Source organism: Streptomyces hiroshimensis (assembly GCF_014650335.1).
Taxonomy (GTDB): domain Bacteria; phylum Actinomycetota; class Actinomycetes; order Streptomycetales; family Streptomycetaceae; genus Streptomyces; species Streptomyces hiroshimensis.
The window spans coordinates 235,071-253,650 of sequence record NZ_BMUT01000003.1 but is presented as its reverse complement, the minus strand read 5'-3'; the positions used below and the strand labels follow the sequence as shown (position 1 = coordinate 253,650).

The following is an 18,580-nucleotide window of genomic DNA, read 5'->3' as shown; positions in this document are numbered from 1 at the left end:
TCGACTCTCTGCTCACGCACGCACTGCTACCGAGGACGTAAAACACATGTCGAACGACGACAAGCTCAGGGATTACCTCAAGCGCGTGATGGTGGACCTGCGCCACACCCGCAGGCAGCTGGGTGAGCTGGAGGCGAAGGACACCGAGCCCATCGCCATCGTCGGGATGGCCTGCCGCTACCCGGGCGGGGTCGGCTCCCCGGAGGACCTGTGGAACCTGGTCTCCTCGGGCGGTGACGCCGTGACCGGGTTCCCCGCCGACCGCGGCTGGGACATGGACGCGATCTACGACCCCGAGCCCGGGCGGACGGGCCGGACGTACGTGCGCGACGGCGGCTTCCTCCACGACGCCGCCGAGTTCGACCCCGCGTTCTTCGGGATCTCCCCCCGCGAGGCCCTGGTCATGGACCCCCAGCAGCGGCTGCTCCTGCAGACCTCCTGGGAGGCCTTCGAACGCGCGGGCATCGACCCGGCCACCGCGCGCGGCACCCGGGCCGGAGTGTTCGTCGGCACCAACGGCCAGGACCACGCCTACCTCCAGCGCCAGGGCGACAGCGACATCGAGGCCCACCTCGTCACCGCCAACACCGCGGCCGTGGTCTCCGGCCGCATCTCGTACGCCCTCGGCCTCGAAGGCCCGGCCGTCACCGTCGACACGGCCTGCTCCTCCTCGCTGGTCGCCCTCCACCTCGCCGCCCAGGCGCTGCGCCGCGGCGAGTGCTCGATCGCCCTCGCCGGCGGCGCGACCGTGATGGCCACGCCGAACACGTTCATCGCGTTCAGCGCGCAGCGCGGCCTGTCGCCCGACGGCCGCTGCCGCGCGTTCTCCTCGACCGCCGACGGCACGGGCATGTCCGAAGGCGTCGGCGTGCTCCTGCTGGAGCGGCTGTCCGACGCCCGCCGGCTCGGTCACGACGTGCTCGCCGTCATCCGCGGCAGCGCCGTCAACCAGGACGGCGCGTCCAACGGCCTGACCGCCCCGAACGGCCCGTCGCAGGTGCGCGTCATCCAGCAGGCGCTGGAGAACGCGCGGCTGACCGCCTCCCAGGTCGACGCGGTCGAGGCGCACGGCACGGCCACCACCCTCGGCGACCCGATCGAAGCCGAGGCGCTGCTCGCCACGTACGGCCAGGAGCACCCGGGGGACCGGCCGCTGTGGCTGGGATCCGTCAAGTCCAACCTCGGTCACACGCAGGCGGCTTCCGGCGTCGCCGGTGTCATCAAGATGGTGATGGCCATCCGCAACGGCGTGCTGCCGCAGACGCTGCACGTGGACGAGCCGACCGCCCAGGTCGACTGGTCGGCCGGCGGCGTCCGGCTGCTGACCGAGGCCGTCCAGTGGCCCGAGTCGGACCACCCGCGCCGCGCCGCCGTCTCGTCGTTCGGCGTCAGCGGCACCAACGCGCACACGATCATCGAGCAGGCCCCCGCCCCGGAGGAGGAGCCCGTCGGCGAGTCCGCCGAGGCGCCCGCCGCCGGCGCGCTGCCGTGGGTGCTCTCGGCCAAGAGCGAGGCGGCGCTGCGGGCGCAGGCCGAGCGCCTGCTCTCCTTCCTGGAGGCCGGCCCCGGCCGGTCGTCGGCCGACATCGGCTTCTCCCTCGCCACGACGCGCGCGGCCTGGGACCGGCGGGCGGCCGTCGTCGGCGAGAGCCTGGAGGAACTCACCGAAGGCGTACGGGCACTGGCGTCGGGCAGCCCGTCCGCGGCCGTGGTCCAGGGCGCGGGCCCCCTCGGGGACAAGACCGGGTTCCTGTTCTCCGGCCAGGGCTCGCAGCGGATCGGCATGGGGCGTGAGCTGTACGCGGCGTACCCGGTGTTCGCTGCCGCCTACGACGAGGTGTGTGCGCTTCTGGATGCGCCGGTCGACGTCGATGCGGAAACGCTTCACCAGACCGGGTGCACCCAGCCCGCGCTCTTCGCGGTCGAAGTGGCGCTGTTCCGGCTGCTGGAGTCGTTCGGCATCCGGCCGGATTACGTGGCCGGTCACTCGGTGGGCGAGATTGCGGCTGCTCATGTGGCCGGGGTGCTGTCGCTGGAGGATGCGGCGAAGCTTGTGTCGGCGCGTGCTGCTCTGATGCAGGCGCTGCCCGCCGGCGGTGCGATGGTCGCCGTCCAGGCGACCGAGGACGAGATGCTGCCGCACCTGACCGACGGGGCCGGCATCGCGGCGATCAACGGGCCGCGGTCCGTGGTGGTTTCCGGCACTGAGGATGCTGTGCTGGCCATCGCCGAGGTCTTCGCACAGCAGGGTCGTAAGACCTCGCGGCTGAAGGTCAGCCACGCGTTCCACTCGCCGCTCATGGACCCCATGCTGGACGAGTTCGCCGGCGTCGTCCGCGGTCTGACCTTCAACGAGCAGCGTATCCCCGTGGTCTCCAACCTCACCGGCCGCCTGGCCGAGCCGTACACCCCCGAGTACTGGGTCCGCCACGTCCGCGAGGCCGTCCGCTTCGCCGACGGTGTGCAGACCCTGCACGAGCTGGGCGTGACGACCTTCGTGGAGATCGGCCCCGGCGGTGTCCTCAGCGGCATGGCGCAGGGCTGCCTGGACGAGGCCGTCACCGTGCCCGTCCTGCGCGCCGACCGTCCCGAGCAGCAGGCCGTCACCGCCGCGCTCGCCGAACTGCACGTGCACGGCGTCTCCCCGGACTGGCGGGCGCTCTTCCCCGGCGCGCGGAAGGCCGACCTGCCCACGTACGCCTTCCAGCAGCAGCGCTACTGGCTGGAGGCCCCCGAGGCCGAGGCGGCCGCCGTGGACGCGGTCGACGCCGAGTTCTGGGCGAGTGTCGAGCGCGAGGACGCCCAGTCGCTCGCCGCCACGCTGGGCCTGAGCGCCGAGGAACTGGACGTCGTCGTCCCGAAGCTGTCCGCCTGGCGGCGGCAGCGGCGCGAGCAGTCCGTCGTGGACGGCTGGCGCTACCAGCTGACCTGGCAGCCTTTGAACGGCCTGCCCGCCACGGACCTGTCCGGCAGCACCTGGCTGTTCGCCGCACCCGAGGGCGACGAGTGGGCCGAAACCGTCCGCGCGGCCCTCGCCGGACGCGGTGCGCGCCTGATCCCGCTGACGGTCGGTGCGGACGCCGAGCGCGAGTCCCTGGCCGGCGAGCTGACCCGGGCCGTAGCCGAGGCTGCAGCCACATCCGAAGCCGAACCCGGATCCCTTCAGGGCGTCCTGTCGCTGCTCGCGATCGACGAGACCGCCTCGCCCGAGCACCCCGCGCTCTCCCGGGGCCTCGCGCAGACCGTGGCACTCGCCCAGGCGCTGGGCGACGCGGGTATCGACGCGCCGCTCTGGTGCGTCACCCGGGGCGCCGCCGCCACCGGCCGCTCGGACGACGCACCGCTCAGCGCGGTGCAGCACCAGGTGTGGGGCCTCGGCCGCGCCCTGGCCCTGGAGCACGCCCGGCGCTGGGGCGGCCTGATCGACCTGCCCACGGCGGTCGACGAGCGCGCCGCCGGCCGTATCGCCGCCGTGCTGAACCAGGGCACCCAGGGCACCGGCATCGCGGAGGACCAGGTCGCCGTCCGCGCCTCCGGCGTGTTCACCGCCCGGCTCACCCACACCCACAGCGGGACCGCCCAGGGATGGTCGCCGCGCGGCACGGTGCTGATCACGGGTGGTACGGGTGCGCTGGGCGGGCATGTGGCCCGCTGGCTCGCCGGTGCCGGTGCCGAGCACCTGGTGCTCACCAGCCGCCGCGGCCCCGCGGCGCCCGGCGCCGCCGGACTCGTCGCCGAGCTGGAGGAGCTGGGAGCGCGCGTCACCCTCGCCGCGTGCGACGTCGCCGACCGCGACGCGGTGGCGGCGCTGCTCGCCGAGCACACCTTCACCTCCGTGTTCCACGCCGCGGGCGTGGAGCAGTTCGCCCCCTTTGACGAGCTGACCCCGGCCGACTTCGCCCGCACGAGCGCGGCGAAGGCCGGCGGCGCAGCCCACCTGGAGGAGCTGCTGGGCAACCAGGAGCTCGACGCCTTCGTCCTCTTCTCCTCGATCGCCGGCGTATGGGGGAGTGGACTCCAGACCGCCTACGCCGCCGCCAACGCCTTCCTCGACGGGCTCGCCGCCCGGCGGAGGGCCGCGGGCCTGACCGCCACCGCGATCGCCTGGGGCCCCTGGGCCGACGGCGGCATGGTCACCGCCGACGACGAGGAGCACCTGCGCCGCCGCGGCGTCGTCACCCTGCCCGCCGCACTCGCCGTGACCGCGGTCCAGCGCGCCCTGGACTGCGACGACACCACCGCCGTGGTGGCCGACATCGACTGGGAGCGGTTCATCGGACCGTTCACCCTCGGCCGCCCGAGCGCCCTGCTGTCCGAGCTGCCCGAGGTGCGCCGCGCCGAGACCGCCGCGCCGGCTGCCGACGCCGCGGGCACGGCGCCCCTCGCGGCCCGGCTCGCCGGACTGCCGGAGGCCAAGCGCACCGAGGCCCTGATCGACCTGGTCCGCGCGCACGTCGCGGCCGTCCTCGGCCACGCCTCGGCGGCGGACGTCGAGCCCGACCGGGCGTTCAAGGACCTCGGCTTCGACTCGCTGACCGCCGTCGAACTCCGTAACAAGGTCAACGCGGCGACCGGCCTCGCGCTGCCGCCCACCCTCGTGTTCGACTACCCCAACGCCACCGCACTCGCCCGCTTCCTCCAGAGCGAGCTGCTCGGATCGCAGGCCGCCGCGCTGCAGGAGCAGCACGCGGCCGCCGCCGCCGACGACGAGCCCATCGCCATCGTGGCGATGAGCTGCCACCTGCCCGGCGGCGTCGACTCGCCCGAGGCCCTGTGGAACCTGGTGGCGTCCGGCGGTGACGCCATCGCGGAATTCCCGGCCGACCGCGGCTGGGACGTCGACTCGCTCTACGACCCCGACCCCGACCGCCCCGGCAAGACCTACGCGCGCGACGGCGGCTTCCTCTACGAGGCCACCGACTTCGACGCCGGCTTCTTCGGCATCAGCCCCCGCGAGGCCCTGGCGATGGACCCGCAGCAGCGGCTGCTGCTGGAGACCTCGTGGGAGGCCTTCGAGCGGGCCGGGATCACCCCCGCACAGCTGCGCGGCAGCCGGACCGGCGTCTTCGTCGGCATGGCCTACCAGGGCTACGGAGCCGACGTGCGCCGGACGCCGGAAGGCGTCGAAGGGCACCGGCTGGTCGGCGGCGCGTCCAGCGTCGTCTCCGGCCGCGTGGCCTACACCTTCGGACTCGAAGGCCCCGCCGTCACGATCGACACGGCGTGCTCGTCCTCGCTCGTCGCCCTCCACCTGGCCGTCCAGTCGCTGCGGAGCGGCGAGTGCACGATGGCCCTGGCCGGCGGCGTCACCGTCATGGCCAGCCCGAACGTCTTCGTGGAGTTCAGCCGCCAGCGCGGCCTGTCGCCCGACGGCCGGTGCAGGGCGTTCGGCGCGGACGCGGACGGCACCGGCTGGTCCGAGGGCGCGGGCGTGGTGCTCGTGGAGCGCCTCTCCGACGCCGTGCGCAACGGCCACGAGATCCTGGCCGTGGTGCGCGGCAGCGCCGTGAACCAGGACGGCGCGTCCAACGGCCTGACCGCCCCCAACGGCCCGGCACAGCAGCGCGTGATCCGCCAGGCCCTGGCCTCCGCCGGGCTCGCGCCGGGCGACGTCGACGCCGTGGAGGCCCACGGCACCGGTACGACGCTGGGCGACCCGATCGAGGCGCAGGCGCTGCTCGCCACGTACGGCCAGGAGCGTCCCGAGGGACAGCCGCTGTGGCTGGGCTCGCTGAAGTCCAACATCGGCCACACGCAGGCCGCCGCGGGCGTCGCCGGCATCATCAAGATGGTCATGGCGATGCGCCATGGTGTACTCCCGCAGACGCTGCACGCAGACGAGCCCACCCCGCACGTGGACTGGTCCGCGGGTGAGGTGCGGCTGCTGACCGAGGCCGTCCAGTGGCCCGAGTCGGACCGCCCGCGCCGCGCTGCGATCTCGTCGTTCGGCGTCAGCGGCACCAACGCCCACACCATCATCGAACAGGCCCCTGCCGCCGCGGAGCTGCCGGCCATGCCCGGCACCGACGGCGCGGTCGTGCCGTGGGTGCTGTCGGGCAAGGGCGAGCCGGCGCTGCGCGCGCAGGCGGCCCGGCTGGCCGGCCACCTCGACGCGACGGACGGCTGGACGCCTTCGGACGTCGGTCTCTCCCTGGCCTCCCGCGAGACGTTCGAGGACCGTGCCGTGCTCCTGGCGCAGGGCCCGGACGAGCTCCGGCAGGCCCTCGCCGCCCTCGCCGCCGGTGAGCCGGCGGCGAACGTGACGCTGGGGCGCGCCCGTTCCGACGGCAAGACCGGTTTCCTGTTCTCGGGGCAGGGGTCGCAGCGGATCGGCATGGGGCGCGAGCTGTACGAGGCGTTCCCCGTCTTCGCCGATGCGTACGACGAAGTGTGCGCGCGTCTGGACGTGCCGGTCGACGTCGACTCCGAGGAGCTCAACCGGACCGGATCCACACAGCCCGCCCTCTTCGCGATCGAAGTGGCGCTGTTCCGGCTCCTGGAGTCGTGGGGCGTCCGGCCCGACTACGTGGCCGGTCACTCCGTAGGCGAAATAGCGGCCGCGCACGTGGCCGGTGTGCTGTCGCTCGACGACGCGGCGAAGCTGGTGTCGGCGCGGGCCGCACTGATGCAGGCCCTGCCCGCCGGTGGCGCGATGGTGGCGGTCCAGGCCACCGAGGACGAAGTCCTGCCGCACCTGACGGACGAAGCCGGCATCGCCGCGGTCAACGGCCCGCGGTCCGTGGTGATCTCCGGCGCGGAGGACGCCGTCACCGCGATCGCCGAGGTCTTCGCACAGCAGGGCCGCAAGACCTCCCGGCTCACGGTCAGCCACGCGTTCCACTCGCCGCTGATGGATCCGATGCTGGACGAGTTCGCCGAGGTCGTCCGCGGTCTGAGCTTCAACGAGCCGCGGATCCCGGTCGTTTCGAACCTCACCGGCCGCCTGGCAGACGAGCCGTACACCCCCGAGTACTGGGTCCGTCACGTCCGCGAAGCGGTCCGCTTCGCCGACGGCGTTCAGACCCTGCACGACCTGGGCGTGACGACCTTCGTGGAGATCGGCCCCGGCGGCGTCCTGAGCGCCCTCGCCCAGGGCTGCCTGGACGACGCGGTCGCCGTGCCCCTCCTGCGTACCGACCGCTCCGAACCGCAGGCCGTCACCGCCGCGCTCGCCGAACTGCACGTGCACGGCGTCTCCCCGGACTGGCAGGCGCTCTTCCCCGGCGCGCACCGCGTCGCCCTGCCCACCTACGCCTTCCAGCGCGAGCGCTTCTGGCTGGAGGGGGACGAGGACCCGTCCGCCGCCACCGGCACCCCGGCCGACGCAGCCGACTCCGGATTCTGGGACACCGTGGAGCGGGAGGACGTGGAGTCCCTCGCCGCTTCCCTCGGCGTCGGTGCGGACGCCTCGCTCAGCGCGATCCTGCCCCGGCTGTCCGCGTGGCGTCGTCAGAGCCGTGAGCAGTCCGTGGTCGACGGCTGGCGCTACCGCGTCACATGGAAGCCGCTCGGCGCGCTCCCGGAGCCCGGCGCCGGCGCGTCCGGGACCTGGCTGCTCGTGACGGCCGCCCCGGACAGCGAGTGGGCCGCCTCGGTCCGCACGGCGCTCGGTGAGCGCGGCCTGGAGCTGGTCACGCTCGTCGCCGGGCCCGGCACCGACCGCGCGGCGCTCGCCCGTGAGCTGGCCGCCGCCGGCCCCGTCGCCGGCGTGCTGTCCCTCCTCGCCGAGGGCGAGGAGGACGAGAGCGCCTCGGCCGGCCACCCCGGCCTGTCACACGGCCTCGCCGCCACCCTCTGCCTCGTGCAGGCGCTCGGTGACGCGGGCATCGACGCGCCCCTGTGGTGCGCCACCCGCAGCGCGGTGACCACCGGCCGCTCCGACCGCGTGGACCGGCCGCTGCAGTCGCAGGTGTGGGGCTTCGGCCGGGCTGCGGCACTGGAGTACCCGCAGCGCTGGGGCGGTCTGCTCGACCTCCCCGAGCTGCTGGACTCCCGTACCGCGGCCCGCGTGGCCGCCGTCCTCGGGCAGTCGGCCGAGGACCAGGTGGCGGTCCGCGCCTCGGGCGTCTTCGGACGCCGGCTCGTGCGGGCCGACCGCGCCACGGCTCCCGCCCAGGGATGGTCGCCGCGCGGCACGGTGCTGATCACGGGTGGTACGGGTGCGCTGGGCGGGCACGTGGCCCGCTGGCTCGCCGGTGCCGGTGCCGAGCACCTGGTGCTCACCAGCCGCCGCGGCCCCGCGGCGCCCGGCGCCGCCGGACTCGTCGCCGAGCTGGAGGAACTCGGCGCGACCGCCACCGTCGTGGCCTGTGACGCGGCCGACCGGGACGCCTTGCAGGCACTGCTGGCCGCACACCCCGTCAACGCCGTCGTCCACGCCGCCGGAGTCGGCGACCACGTCATGATCGAGGACTCCGACCCGGCCGGGTTCGCCGGCACGGTGTCGGCGAAGGCGGCGGGCGCGACCCACCTGGACGAGCTGCTGGACGGCCAGGAGCTCGACGCGTTCGTCATGTTCTCCTCGGGCGCCGGCATCTGGGGCGGCGCCAGCCAGGGCGCCTACGCGGCGGCCAACGCCTACCTGGACGCCCTCGCCGAGTACCGGCGGGCGCGCGGGCGCACCGCGCTCGCCGTCTCCTGGGGCGGCTGGGCCGAGGGCGGCATGGCCGGCGTCGGCGACGGCGAGGAGATGCTGCGCCGCCGCGGCCTGCCGCCCATGCGACCCGACCTCGCGATCTCCGCGCTGCAGCAGGCGCTGGCCGACGACGAGACGACCCTGACCGTGGCGGACTTCGACTGGGAGCGGTTCATCGGCCCGTTCACCGTCACCCGTCCCAGCGCCCTGCTCTCCGACGTGCCCGAGGTGCGCCGCGCCCTGGAGGCCCCTGCCTCCGGCGGCGTAGGCGCCGAGGCCGGCAACGCGCTCGCCGCGAAGCTGGCCGGGCTTTCGGCGGGCGAGCAGGACCGCACGCTGGTGGACCTCGTCCGTACCCGCGCGGCCGCCGTGCTCGGCCACGACGGCGCCGCGGCGGTGGAGCCCGGCCGGGCGTTCAGTGACCTCGGCTTCGACTCGCTCACCGCCGTCGAACTGCGCAACAAGCTCACGGCCGACACCGGCCTGAAGCTGCCCACCACCCTGGTCTTCGACTACCCGAACGCGACCGCCCTGGCCCGGTTCCTGCGCGCCGGACTGCTCGGTTCGCAGACCGCCGCGCCGCAGGAGCGGAGCACGGCCGCCGCCGACGACGAGCCCATCGCGATCGTGGCCATGAGCTGCCGCCTCCCCGGCGGCGTCGGCTCGCCCGAGGACCTCTGGCAGCTCGTGATGTCCGGCGGCGACGCGATCTCCGGCTTCCCCGAGGACCGGGGCTGGGACACCGAGAACCTCTACGATCCCGACCCGGGCACCCCTGGCAAGACCTACGCGCGCGACGGCGGCTTCCTCTACGACGCGGGCGACTTCGACGCCGCGCTGTTCGGGATCTCGCCGCGCGAGGCGCTCGCGATGGACCCGCAGCAGCGCCTGCTGCTGGAGGCCTCGTGGGAGGCCTTCGAACGGGCCGGCATCGACCCGGCCTCCCTGAAGGGCAGCCGCACCGGCGTGTTCGTCGGCATGTCCTACCAGGGCTACGGCGCCGGCCTCCCGCAGGTCCCCGAGGGCGTCGAGGGCCACCTCCTCACCGGCAGCGCCGCGAGCGTCGTCTCCGGGCGCGTGGCCTACTCGTTCGGCCTGGAGGGCCCGGCCGTCACCGTCGACACGGCCTGCTCGTCGTCGCTGGTCGCCCTGCACCTGGCCATCCAGTCGCTGCGCAGCGGCGAGAGCACGATGGCCGTCGCGGGCGGCGTGAACGTCATGGCCGTACCGGCCGCCTTCGTGGAGTTCAGCCGGCAGCGCGGGCTGTCCGCCGACGGCCGCTGCAAGGCCTTCGGCGCCGGCGCGGACGGCACCGGCTGGGCGGAGGGCGTGGGCGTGGTGCTCGTCGAGCGCCTCAGCGACGCCGTACGCAACGGCCACGACGTTCTTGCGGTCGTGCGGGGCAGCGCGGTCAACCAGGACGGTGCCTCCAACGGCCTGACCGCGCCCAACGGTCCGGCGCAGCAGCGCGTGATCCGGCAGGCCCTCGCCTCCGCCGGGCTCACCGAGGCCGACGTCGACGTGGTGGAGGCGCACGGCACGGGCACGGCGCTCGGCGACCCCATCGAGGCGCAGGCGCTGCTCGCGACGTACGGCCAGGACCGCTCCGAGGACGAGCCGCTGTGGCTGGGCTCGCTGAAGTCCAACATCGGTCACGCCCAGGCGGCGTCCGGCGTCGCCGGTGTGATCAAGATGGTGATGGCCATGCGGCACGGCGTGCTGCCGCGGACGCTGCACGCGGACGAGCCGACGCCGCACGTGGACTGGTCGGCGGGCGCCGTACGGCTCCTGACCGAGGCCGTCGACTGGCCGGAGTCGGACCGTCCGCGCCGCGCGGGCATCTCCTCCTTCGGCGTCAGCGGCACCAACGCCCACACGATCATCGAGCAGGCCCCGGCAGCGGAGCCGGCCGCCGTCGCACCGGTCGAGGTCGCCTCGGCGACCGTGCCGTGGGTGCTGTCCGGCAAGTCCGAGGCCGCGCTGCGCGCCCAGGCGGAGCGCCTGCTGGCCCTCACCGCGGAGGCGGAGGGCACCGGGCCGTCCCTCACCGACGCCGGCTTCTCCCTGGCCACCACCCGGGCCGCCCTGGAGCACCGCGCCGCCGTGGTCGGAGCCGACCGCGGCCGGATCGCCGAGGGCCTGCGGGCCCTGGCCTCGGGTGCGCCCGCTCCCGGCGTCGCCCTCGGGCGCGCCGACACCGGCCAGGTCGGCTTCCTCTTCTCCGGGCAGGGCTCGCAGCGGCCCGGCATGGGGCGGGAACTGTACGAGGCGTTCCCGGTCTTCGCCGAGGCGTACGACCAGGTGTGCGCGCATCTCGACCGGCACCTCGACCGGCCGCTGCGGGAGGTGACCTTCGGCGAGAACGGTCACGAGGACGCCGAAGACACCGACGAGCTGAACCGCACAGCCTTCACCCAGCCCGCACTGTTCGCGCACGAGGTCGCCGTCCACCGCCTGCTGGAGTCGTGGGGCGTACGCCCGGACTATCTGGCCGGGCACTCCGTCGGTGAGATCGCCGCCGCCCACGTGGCCGGGGTCCTGTCCCTGGAGGACGCGGCCACGCTGGTGACGGCCCGCGCCCGGCTGATGCAGGCGCTGCCCTCCGGCGGTGCGATGGTCGCCGTGCAGGCCACCGAGGACGAGGTCCTGCCGCTCCTCACCGACCGGGTGAGCCTCGCGGCGGTCAACGGGCCGCGGTCCGTGGTGATCTCCGGTGCCGAGGACGAGGTCACGGCGATTGCCGAGATCTTCGCCGGCCAGGGCCGTAAGACGTCCCGCCTGACGGTCAGCCACGCGTTCCACTCGCCGCTGATGGACCCGATGCTGGAGGACTTCGCCCGCGTCGTCGGCGGACTGCGCTTCGAGAAGCCGGCCGTCCCGGTCGTCTCCAACGTGACCGGTGAGCTCATCGACGCGTACACGGCGGACTACTGGGTGCGGCACGTCCGCGAGGCCGTGCGCTTCGCCGACGGCATCCGGACCCTGGGCGACCTGGGCGTGACCACGTTCGTGGAGGTCGGCCCCGGCAGCGTGCTCAGTGGCATGGCCCAGGGCTGCCTGGACGGCGCGGCCACCGTTCCCGCCGTCCGGGCCGGCGGCCCCGAGCCCGAGGCGATCACCGCCGCCGTCGCGCAGCTCCACGTGCGCGGCGTCCCCGTCGGCTGGCACGCGTTCTTCGCCGGCCGCGGCGCCCGGCGCGCGGACCTGCCCACCTACGCCTTCCAGCGCCGGCGGTACTGGCTGGAGACCGTCGCGCCCACCGTCGCCGCCGCGGGCCCGGGGACCGACGCCGTGGAGGCGGGGTTCTGGGAGACGGTGGAGCGCGAGGACGCACAGACCCTCGCCGCCGCCCTCGACCTGCCCGCCGAGCAGCTGGACGCGGTGCTGCCCCGGCTGTCGGCGTGGCGTCGGCAGCAGCGCCGGGAGTCCGCGGCGGAAGGATGGTCCTACCGGGTCGGCTGGAAGCCGCTGAGCGGACTCCGGTCGCACGAACTGCCGGGCGACTGGCTGTTCCTGGTCACCGAGGAGACCGAGTGGAGCGCAGCTGTCGCCGACGGGCTCACGGCCCGCGGCACCCGGCTGATTCCGATCGTGGTCGACCCGGCCGCTGACCGCGGCATGCTGCTGCGGCAGCTCGGCGACGCCGTCCGGGAGACCCCCGTCGAGGGCGTGCTCTCCCTGCTCGGCACCGACGAGCGGCCCCACCCTGAGCACTCGGCCCTCACGGTCGGCACCGCACTGTCTCTCGCCCTGGTCCAGGCGCTGGGCGACGCCGGCATCGACGCGCCGCTGTGGGCGCTGACCAGGTCGGCGATGTCCACAGGCCGTTCGGACGCGGTGCCGAGCGCCGCCCAGAACGCCGTCTGGGGCCTGGGCCGGGTGGCGGCGCTGGAGCACGCGCAGCGCTGGGGCGGTCTGGTGGACCTTCCGGAGACGATTGACGACCGGGTCGCCGGTCGCCTCGCCGCGGTGCTCGGCCAGTCGGCCGAGGACCAGGTCGCGATCCGCGACCGCGGCGTGTTCGGCCGCAGGCTCTCCCACGCCACCGCCCGCCGCAACGGCCGGGCCGGGCAGCAGTGGACGCCGCGCGGCACGGTGCTGATCACCGGTGGTACGGGTGCGCTGGGCGGGCACGTGGCCCGCTGGCTGGCGGGTGCGGGCGCCGAACACCTGGTGCTGACCAGCCGCCGGGGCATGGGCGCTCCCGGCGCGGCCGGCCTCCGGACCGAACTGGAGGCGCTGGGCGCCCGGGTGACGATCGCGGCCTGCGACGTGGCCGACCGCGAGGCGCTGGCCGCGCTGCTCGCCGAGCATCCGGTGAACGCCGTCGTCCACACGGCCGGTGTGGACCACCTGGAGCCGCTGGACGCCATGACACCGGGCGCCTTCGCCGACGTGCTGTCCGCGAAGGCAGCCGGCGCCCTGCACCTCGACGCACTTCTCGCGGACCGGGAGCTCGACGCCTTCGTGCTCTTCTCCTCCATCGCAGGCGTGTGGGGCAGCGGCTACCAGGCCGCCTACGCGGCGGCCAACGCCCTGCTCGACGGGCTCGCGGAACGACGACGGGCCCAGGGCCTGACCGCGACCGCCGTGGCCTGGGGCCCGTGGGCCGGCGGCGGCATGGCCGAGAGCGACGGCGCGGACGAACGACTGCGCCGCCGCGGCCTGATCCCGATGCCCGCCGCGCTCGCCGTGGCCGGCCTCCGGCAGGCGCTGGACTCCGGCGAGCCGGCCGCGACCGTGGCCGACATCGACTGGGAGCGCTTCCTGCCCCCGTTCTCCGTGGGCCGTCCGAGCGCACTGCTCGGCGACCTCCCGGAGACCGAGCGGATCCTGACCGCCGGCAGCACCGGTGGCGCAGACGGCGCGACCGCCGCCTCGCCGCTGGCCGCCCGCCTCGCCGGGATGCCCGAGGCCGAGCAGCACACTCTGCTGGTCGAGCTCGTTCGCACGCACGCGGCGGCCGTCCTCGGCCACAGCAGCGCCGGCGAGGTCGAGGCCGACCGGGCCTTCAAGGACCTGGGCTTCGACTCCCTGACCGCCGTCGAACTGCGCAACAAGCTCAACGCCGAGACCGGCCTCGCCCTGCCTCCCACCCTCGTCTTCGACTACCCCAACGCCCAGGCACTCGCCCGGCAGCTGCACACCGAGATCACCGGCCGCACCGCCGCGGCCGCACCGGAGACGGCCACCGCCGCAGCCGAGGACGACGACCCCATCGCGATCGTCGGCATGGCGTGCCGCTACCCCGGCGGGGTGCGCTCGCCCGAGGACCTGTGGCGGCTGGTGGTCTCCGGCGGCGACGCCGTCGGGGAGTTCCCGGCGGACCGCGGCTGGGACGTGGACGGCATCTACGACCCGGACCCGGACGCGTCCGGCAAGACGTACACGCGCCACGGCGGATTCCTCTACGAGGCCGGGGAGTTCGACCCCGCGTTCTTCGGGATCAGCCCGCGCGAGGCCGTCGCGATGGACCCGCAGCAGCGCCTGCTGCTGGAGACCACCTGGGAGACGTTCGAGCGGGCCGGCATCGACGCGGACGCGGTGCGGGGGAGCCGCACCGGAGTCTTCGTCGGCTCCGGCTACCAGGACTACGCCGCCCAGGCGTTCAACGCCATCGACGACTCCGAGGGCTTCTTCGGCACGGGCAACTCCGCGAGCATCATGTCCGGCCGCATCGCCTACACCCTCGGCCTCGAAGGCCCGGCCGTCACCGTCGATACGGCGTGCTCGTCGTCGCTCGTCGCCCTGCACTGGGCGGTCCAGGCCCTGCGCAGCGGCGAGTGCTCCATGGCACTGGCCGGCGGCGTCATGGTGATGTCCACCCCGCGGGCCTTCGTGGAGTTCAGCCGCCAGCGGGGCCTGGCCGCCGACGGCCGCTGCAAGGCGTTCGGCGCCGGGGCCGACGGCACCGGCTGGGCCGAAGGCGTCGGCATGCTCCTCGTGGAGCGGCTCTCCGACGCCCGCCGCAACGGGCACCAGGTCCTGGCCGTCGTCCGCGGCAGCGCCATCAACCAGGACGGCGCCTCCAACGGCCTGACCGCCCCCAACGGCCCGGCCCAGCAGCGGGTCATCCGCCAGGCCCTCACCGCCGCCGGCCTCACCGCCGCCGACATCGACGCGGTGGAGGCACACGGCACCGGCACCCGGCTCGGCGACCCGATCGAGGCGCAGGCGCTGCTGGCGACATACGGGCAGGAGCGGCCGGAAGGACAACCCTTGTGGCTGGGCTCGCTGAAGTCCAACATCGGCCACGCCCAGGCGGCCGCGGGCGTCGGCGGCATCATCAAGATGGTCATGGCGATGCGGCACGGCGTCCTGCCGCAGACCCTGCACGTGGACGAGCCGACGCCGCACGTCGACTGGTCGGCCGGTGACGTCCGGCTGCTGACCGAGGCCATGGACTGGCCGGAGTCCGACCACCCGCGCAGGGCCGCCGTCTCATCCTTCGGCGTCAGCGGCACCAACGCCCACACGATCATCGAGCAGGCCCCGGCGTTCGACGAGGAGCCCGCAGAGGCCCCGGCCCCGGTCCCGGCCCTGCTGCCGTGGGTGCTCTCCGCCAAGAGCAGCGCAGCGCTGCGCGATCAGGCGCGACGGCTGCTGTCCTTCGTGAAGGACGGCATGTCACCGGCCGATGTCGGCTTCTCGCTCGCCACCACCCGCAGCACCCTGCGCCACAGGGCAGCGGTCGTCGGCGAGACCTGCGACGACTTCCGGCGCGGACTGGGCTACCTGGCCGCCGGAATGCCTTCGCCCGGAGTCGTCCAGGGCCGGCCGGGAGGCAAGGCCGGGTTCCTGTTCTCCGGCCAGGGCTCGCAGCGCATCGGCATGGGCCGTGAGCTGTACGAGACGTTCCCCGTCTTCGCCGATGCGTACGACGAGGTGTGCGCGCATCTGGACGCGCCGGTCGACGTCGACTCGGAGGAGCTGAACCAGACGGGTTCGACACAGCCTGCGCTCTTCGCGGTCGAGGTGGCGCTGTTCCGGCTCCTCGAATCCTGGGGCGTGCGGCCGGATTACGTGGCCGGTCACTCCGTAGGTGAGATTGCGGCTGCTCATGTGGCAGGTGTGCTGTCTCTGCGGGATGCGGCGAAGTTGGTGTCAGCGCGTGCCGCGCTGATGCAGGCGCTGCCGGCAGGCGGGGCGATGGTGGCGGTCCAGGCGACCGAGGACGAGGTGCTGCCGCACCTCACCGACGGGGTCGGCATCGCGGCGATCAATGGGCCTCAGTCCGTGGTGATCTCCGGTGCCGAGGACAGCGTGCTGGAGATCGCCGAGGTCTTCGCACAGCAGGGTCGTAAGACGTCCCGGCTGAAGGTCAGCCACGCCTTCCACTCCCCGCTCATGGACCCGATGCTGGCCGACTTCGCCGAGGTCGTCCGCGGTCTGACCTTCAGTGAGCCGCGGATTCCGGTGGTCTCCAACCTCACCGGCCAGCTCGCCGAGCCGTACACCCCCGAGTACTGGGTCCGTCACGTCCGCGAAGCGGTCCGCTTCGCCGACGGCGTTCAGACCCTGCACGACCTGGGCGTGACGACCTTCGTGGAGATCGGCCCCGGCGGCGTCCTCAGCGGCATGGCGCAAAGCTGCCTGGACGAGGCCGTCACCGCGCCCGTCCTGCGCGCCGACCGCCCCGAGCGGCAGGCCCTCGTCACGGCCCTGGCACACCTGCACACGCACGGCGTCCCCGTGGACTGGAGCGCGTTCTTCTCCGGCGCCCGGACGGTCGACCTGCCGACGTACGCGTTCCAGCACGAGCGGTACTGGGTGGACGCGCCGGAAGCCGCTGCCGCGATGGCGGACCCGGTCGATGCCGAGTTCTGGGAGACCGTGGAGCGCGAGGACCTGCAGGCCCTCGCCGGCACCCTCGACATCCGCGCCGAGGACACGTTCAGCGACGTGCTGCCGCGCCTGTCGTCGTGGCGGCGGCAGCGCAAGGAGCAGTCCACCGTGGACGGCTGGCGCTACGGCATCACCTGGAAAGGGATCCCCGACCCCGAGGCGCCGGCCGCCGACCGGAACGGTGTATGGCTGGTTCCGGTCAGCGCTGGGCAACTCGGCGACGAATGGGTCACCGCCTGCCTGCGCGGGCTGACCGAACGCGGCCTGGTTCCGCTGCCGGTCCCGGTCGAGCCGGCCACCGACCGTAAGGCCCTGGCCGTACAGCTCGCCGGCGCGGCCGGTGACGAGACCGTGGCGGGAGTCCTGTCCCTGCTCGCCATCGACAACGAGCCCGCCCCTGCGGCCGCCGCGCTCACCACCGGCGTCGCGCTGTCCGTCCTGCTCGTCCAGGCCCTGGGTGACGCGGGCGTCGACGCGCCGCTGTGGTGCGCGACCCGCACCGCGATGAGCGTGAGCACCGCCGACGCGGTGGCCGATCCCCACCAGTCCCAGGTCTGGGGCCTGGGCCGGGTGGCGGCGCTGGAGCATGCGCAGCGCTGGGGCGGTCTGGTGGACCTTCCGGAGACGATTGACGACCGGGTCGCCGGTCGCCTCGCCGCGGTGCTCGGCCAGTCGGCCGAGGACCAGGTCGCGATCCGCGACCGCGGCGTGTTCGGGCGGCGCTTGTCCCGGATGCCCGCAGGCCGGACCGGCCGTTCCTGGTCCCCGCGCGGTACGGTGCTGATCACCGGTGGTACGGGTGCGCTGGGCGGGCACGTGGCCCGCTGGCTGGCGGGTGCGGGCGCCGAACACCTGGTGCTGACCAGCCGCCGCGGCCTCGACGCCCCCGGTGCCGGTGAGCTGAAGGCCGAACTGGAGGCGCTGGGCGCCCGGGTGACGATCGCGGCCTGTGACGTGGCCGACCGCGAGGCGCTGGCCGCGCTGCTCGCCGAGCACCCGGTGAACGCCGTCGTCCACACGGCCGGCACCGCCGAAGCGGGCATGCTCGCCGACACGACCCTCGGTGACTTCGCGGCGACGGTCGCCGCGAAGGCCCTCGGAGCCGTGCACCTCCACGAGCTGCTCGGGGACCGGGAACTGGACGCCTTCGTCCTCTTCTCCTCCGTCTCCGGCGTGTGGGGAGGAGGCGGACAGGCCGCGTACTCGGCCGCGAACGCCTTCCTCGACGGCCTGGCGCAGCACCGGCGGGCCCGGGGCCTCGCCGCGACCGCGATCGCCTGGGGCCCGTGGGGCGAGGGCGGCATGGTCGCCGACGCCGGGGACGAGGAGCGGCTGCGGCAGCGCGGTCTGACCGTGCTGCGGCCGGACCGGGCGATCTCCGCGCTGCACGGTGCGCTGAGCGACGGCGAGAGCGCGGTCACCGTGGCGGACGTGGACTGGGAGCGGTTCGTCGTCCCGTTCACCGTCAGCAGGCCGAGCGTGCTGCTGAGCGAGCTGCCCGAGGTCGCGGATGTCCTGGCCGGGGAGCCCGCCGAGCGGGCCGCGGAACCGTCCGCGCTGAAGGAGAAGCTGTCCGGGCTGTCCGAGGACGAACAGCAACGCCTGCTCGTGGACACGGTCCGCGCGCACGCGGCGGCCGTCCTCGGCCACAGCGACTCGGCGGCGGTGGAACCGGACCTGGCGTTCCGGGACCTCGGCTTCGACTCCCTCACGGCGGTCGAGCTCCGCAACCTGCTCACCGCCGACACCGGCCTGACCCTGCCCGCGACCCTGGTCTTCGACCACCCGACGCCCGAGGCCATCGCCCGGCACCTGCGGACCGAACTCTCCGGCGGGACGGGCCCGGCCGAGGTGTCGGTCTTCAGCGAACTGGACCGGCTGGAGTCGGTGCTCTCGACGGCCGCCTCCGCCGAGGAGACGGTCCGGTCAGGGGTGCGCAGGCGCCTGCAGGAGCTGCTGTCCCTGGTGAACTCCGCCGGGGAACAGGGAGCGGAATCCGCTGCGGAGTCCGCTGACGCACAGCGGCAACTCCAGGACGCGACGATCGACGACATCTTCGATCTGATCGATCAAGATCTAGAAAATTCCTAGTTCTTGGCG

1 protein-coding gene is annotated in these 18,580 nt (G+C 74.3%); it reads left to right on the top strand.

Annotated features, from left to right (window positions below):
• The first annotated feature begins 46 nt into the window (after positions 1-46).
• A complete protein-coding gene (locus IE241_RS09715; protein WP_190021269.1) occupies positions 47-18,571 on the top strand; it encodes a type I polyketide synthase in 18,525 nt (6,174 codons plus the stop codon).
• Positions 18,572-18,580 lie beyond the last annotated feature (9 nt).

What these genes read in the sequence shown, in the direction of transcription:
- IE241_RS09715 (WP_190021269.1), top strand. Translation starts at nt 47, where the DNA reads ATGTCGAACGACGACAAGCTCAGGGATTACCTCAAGCGCGTGATGGTG.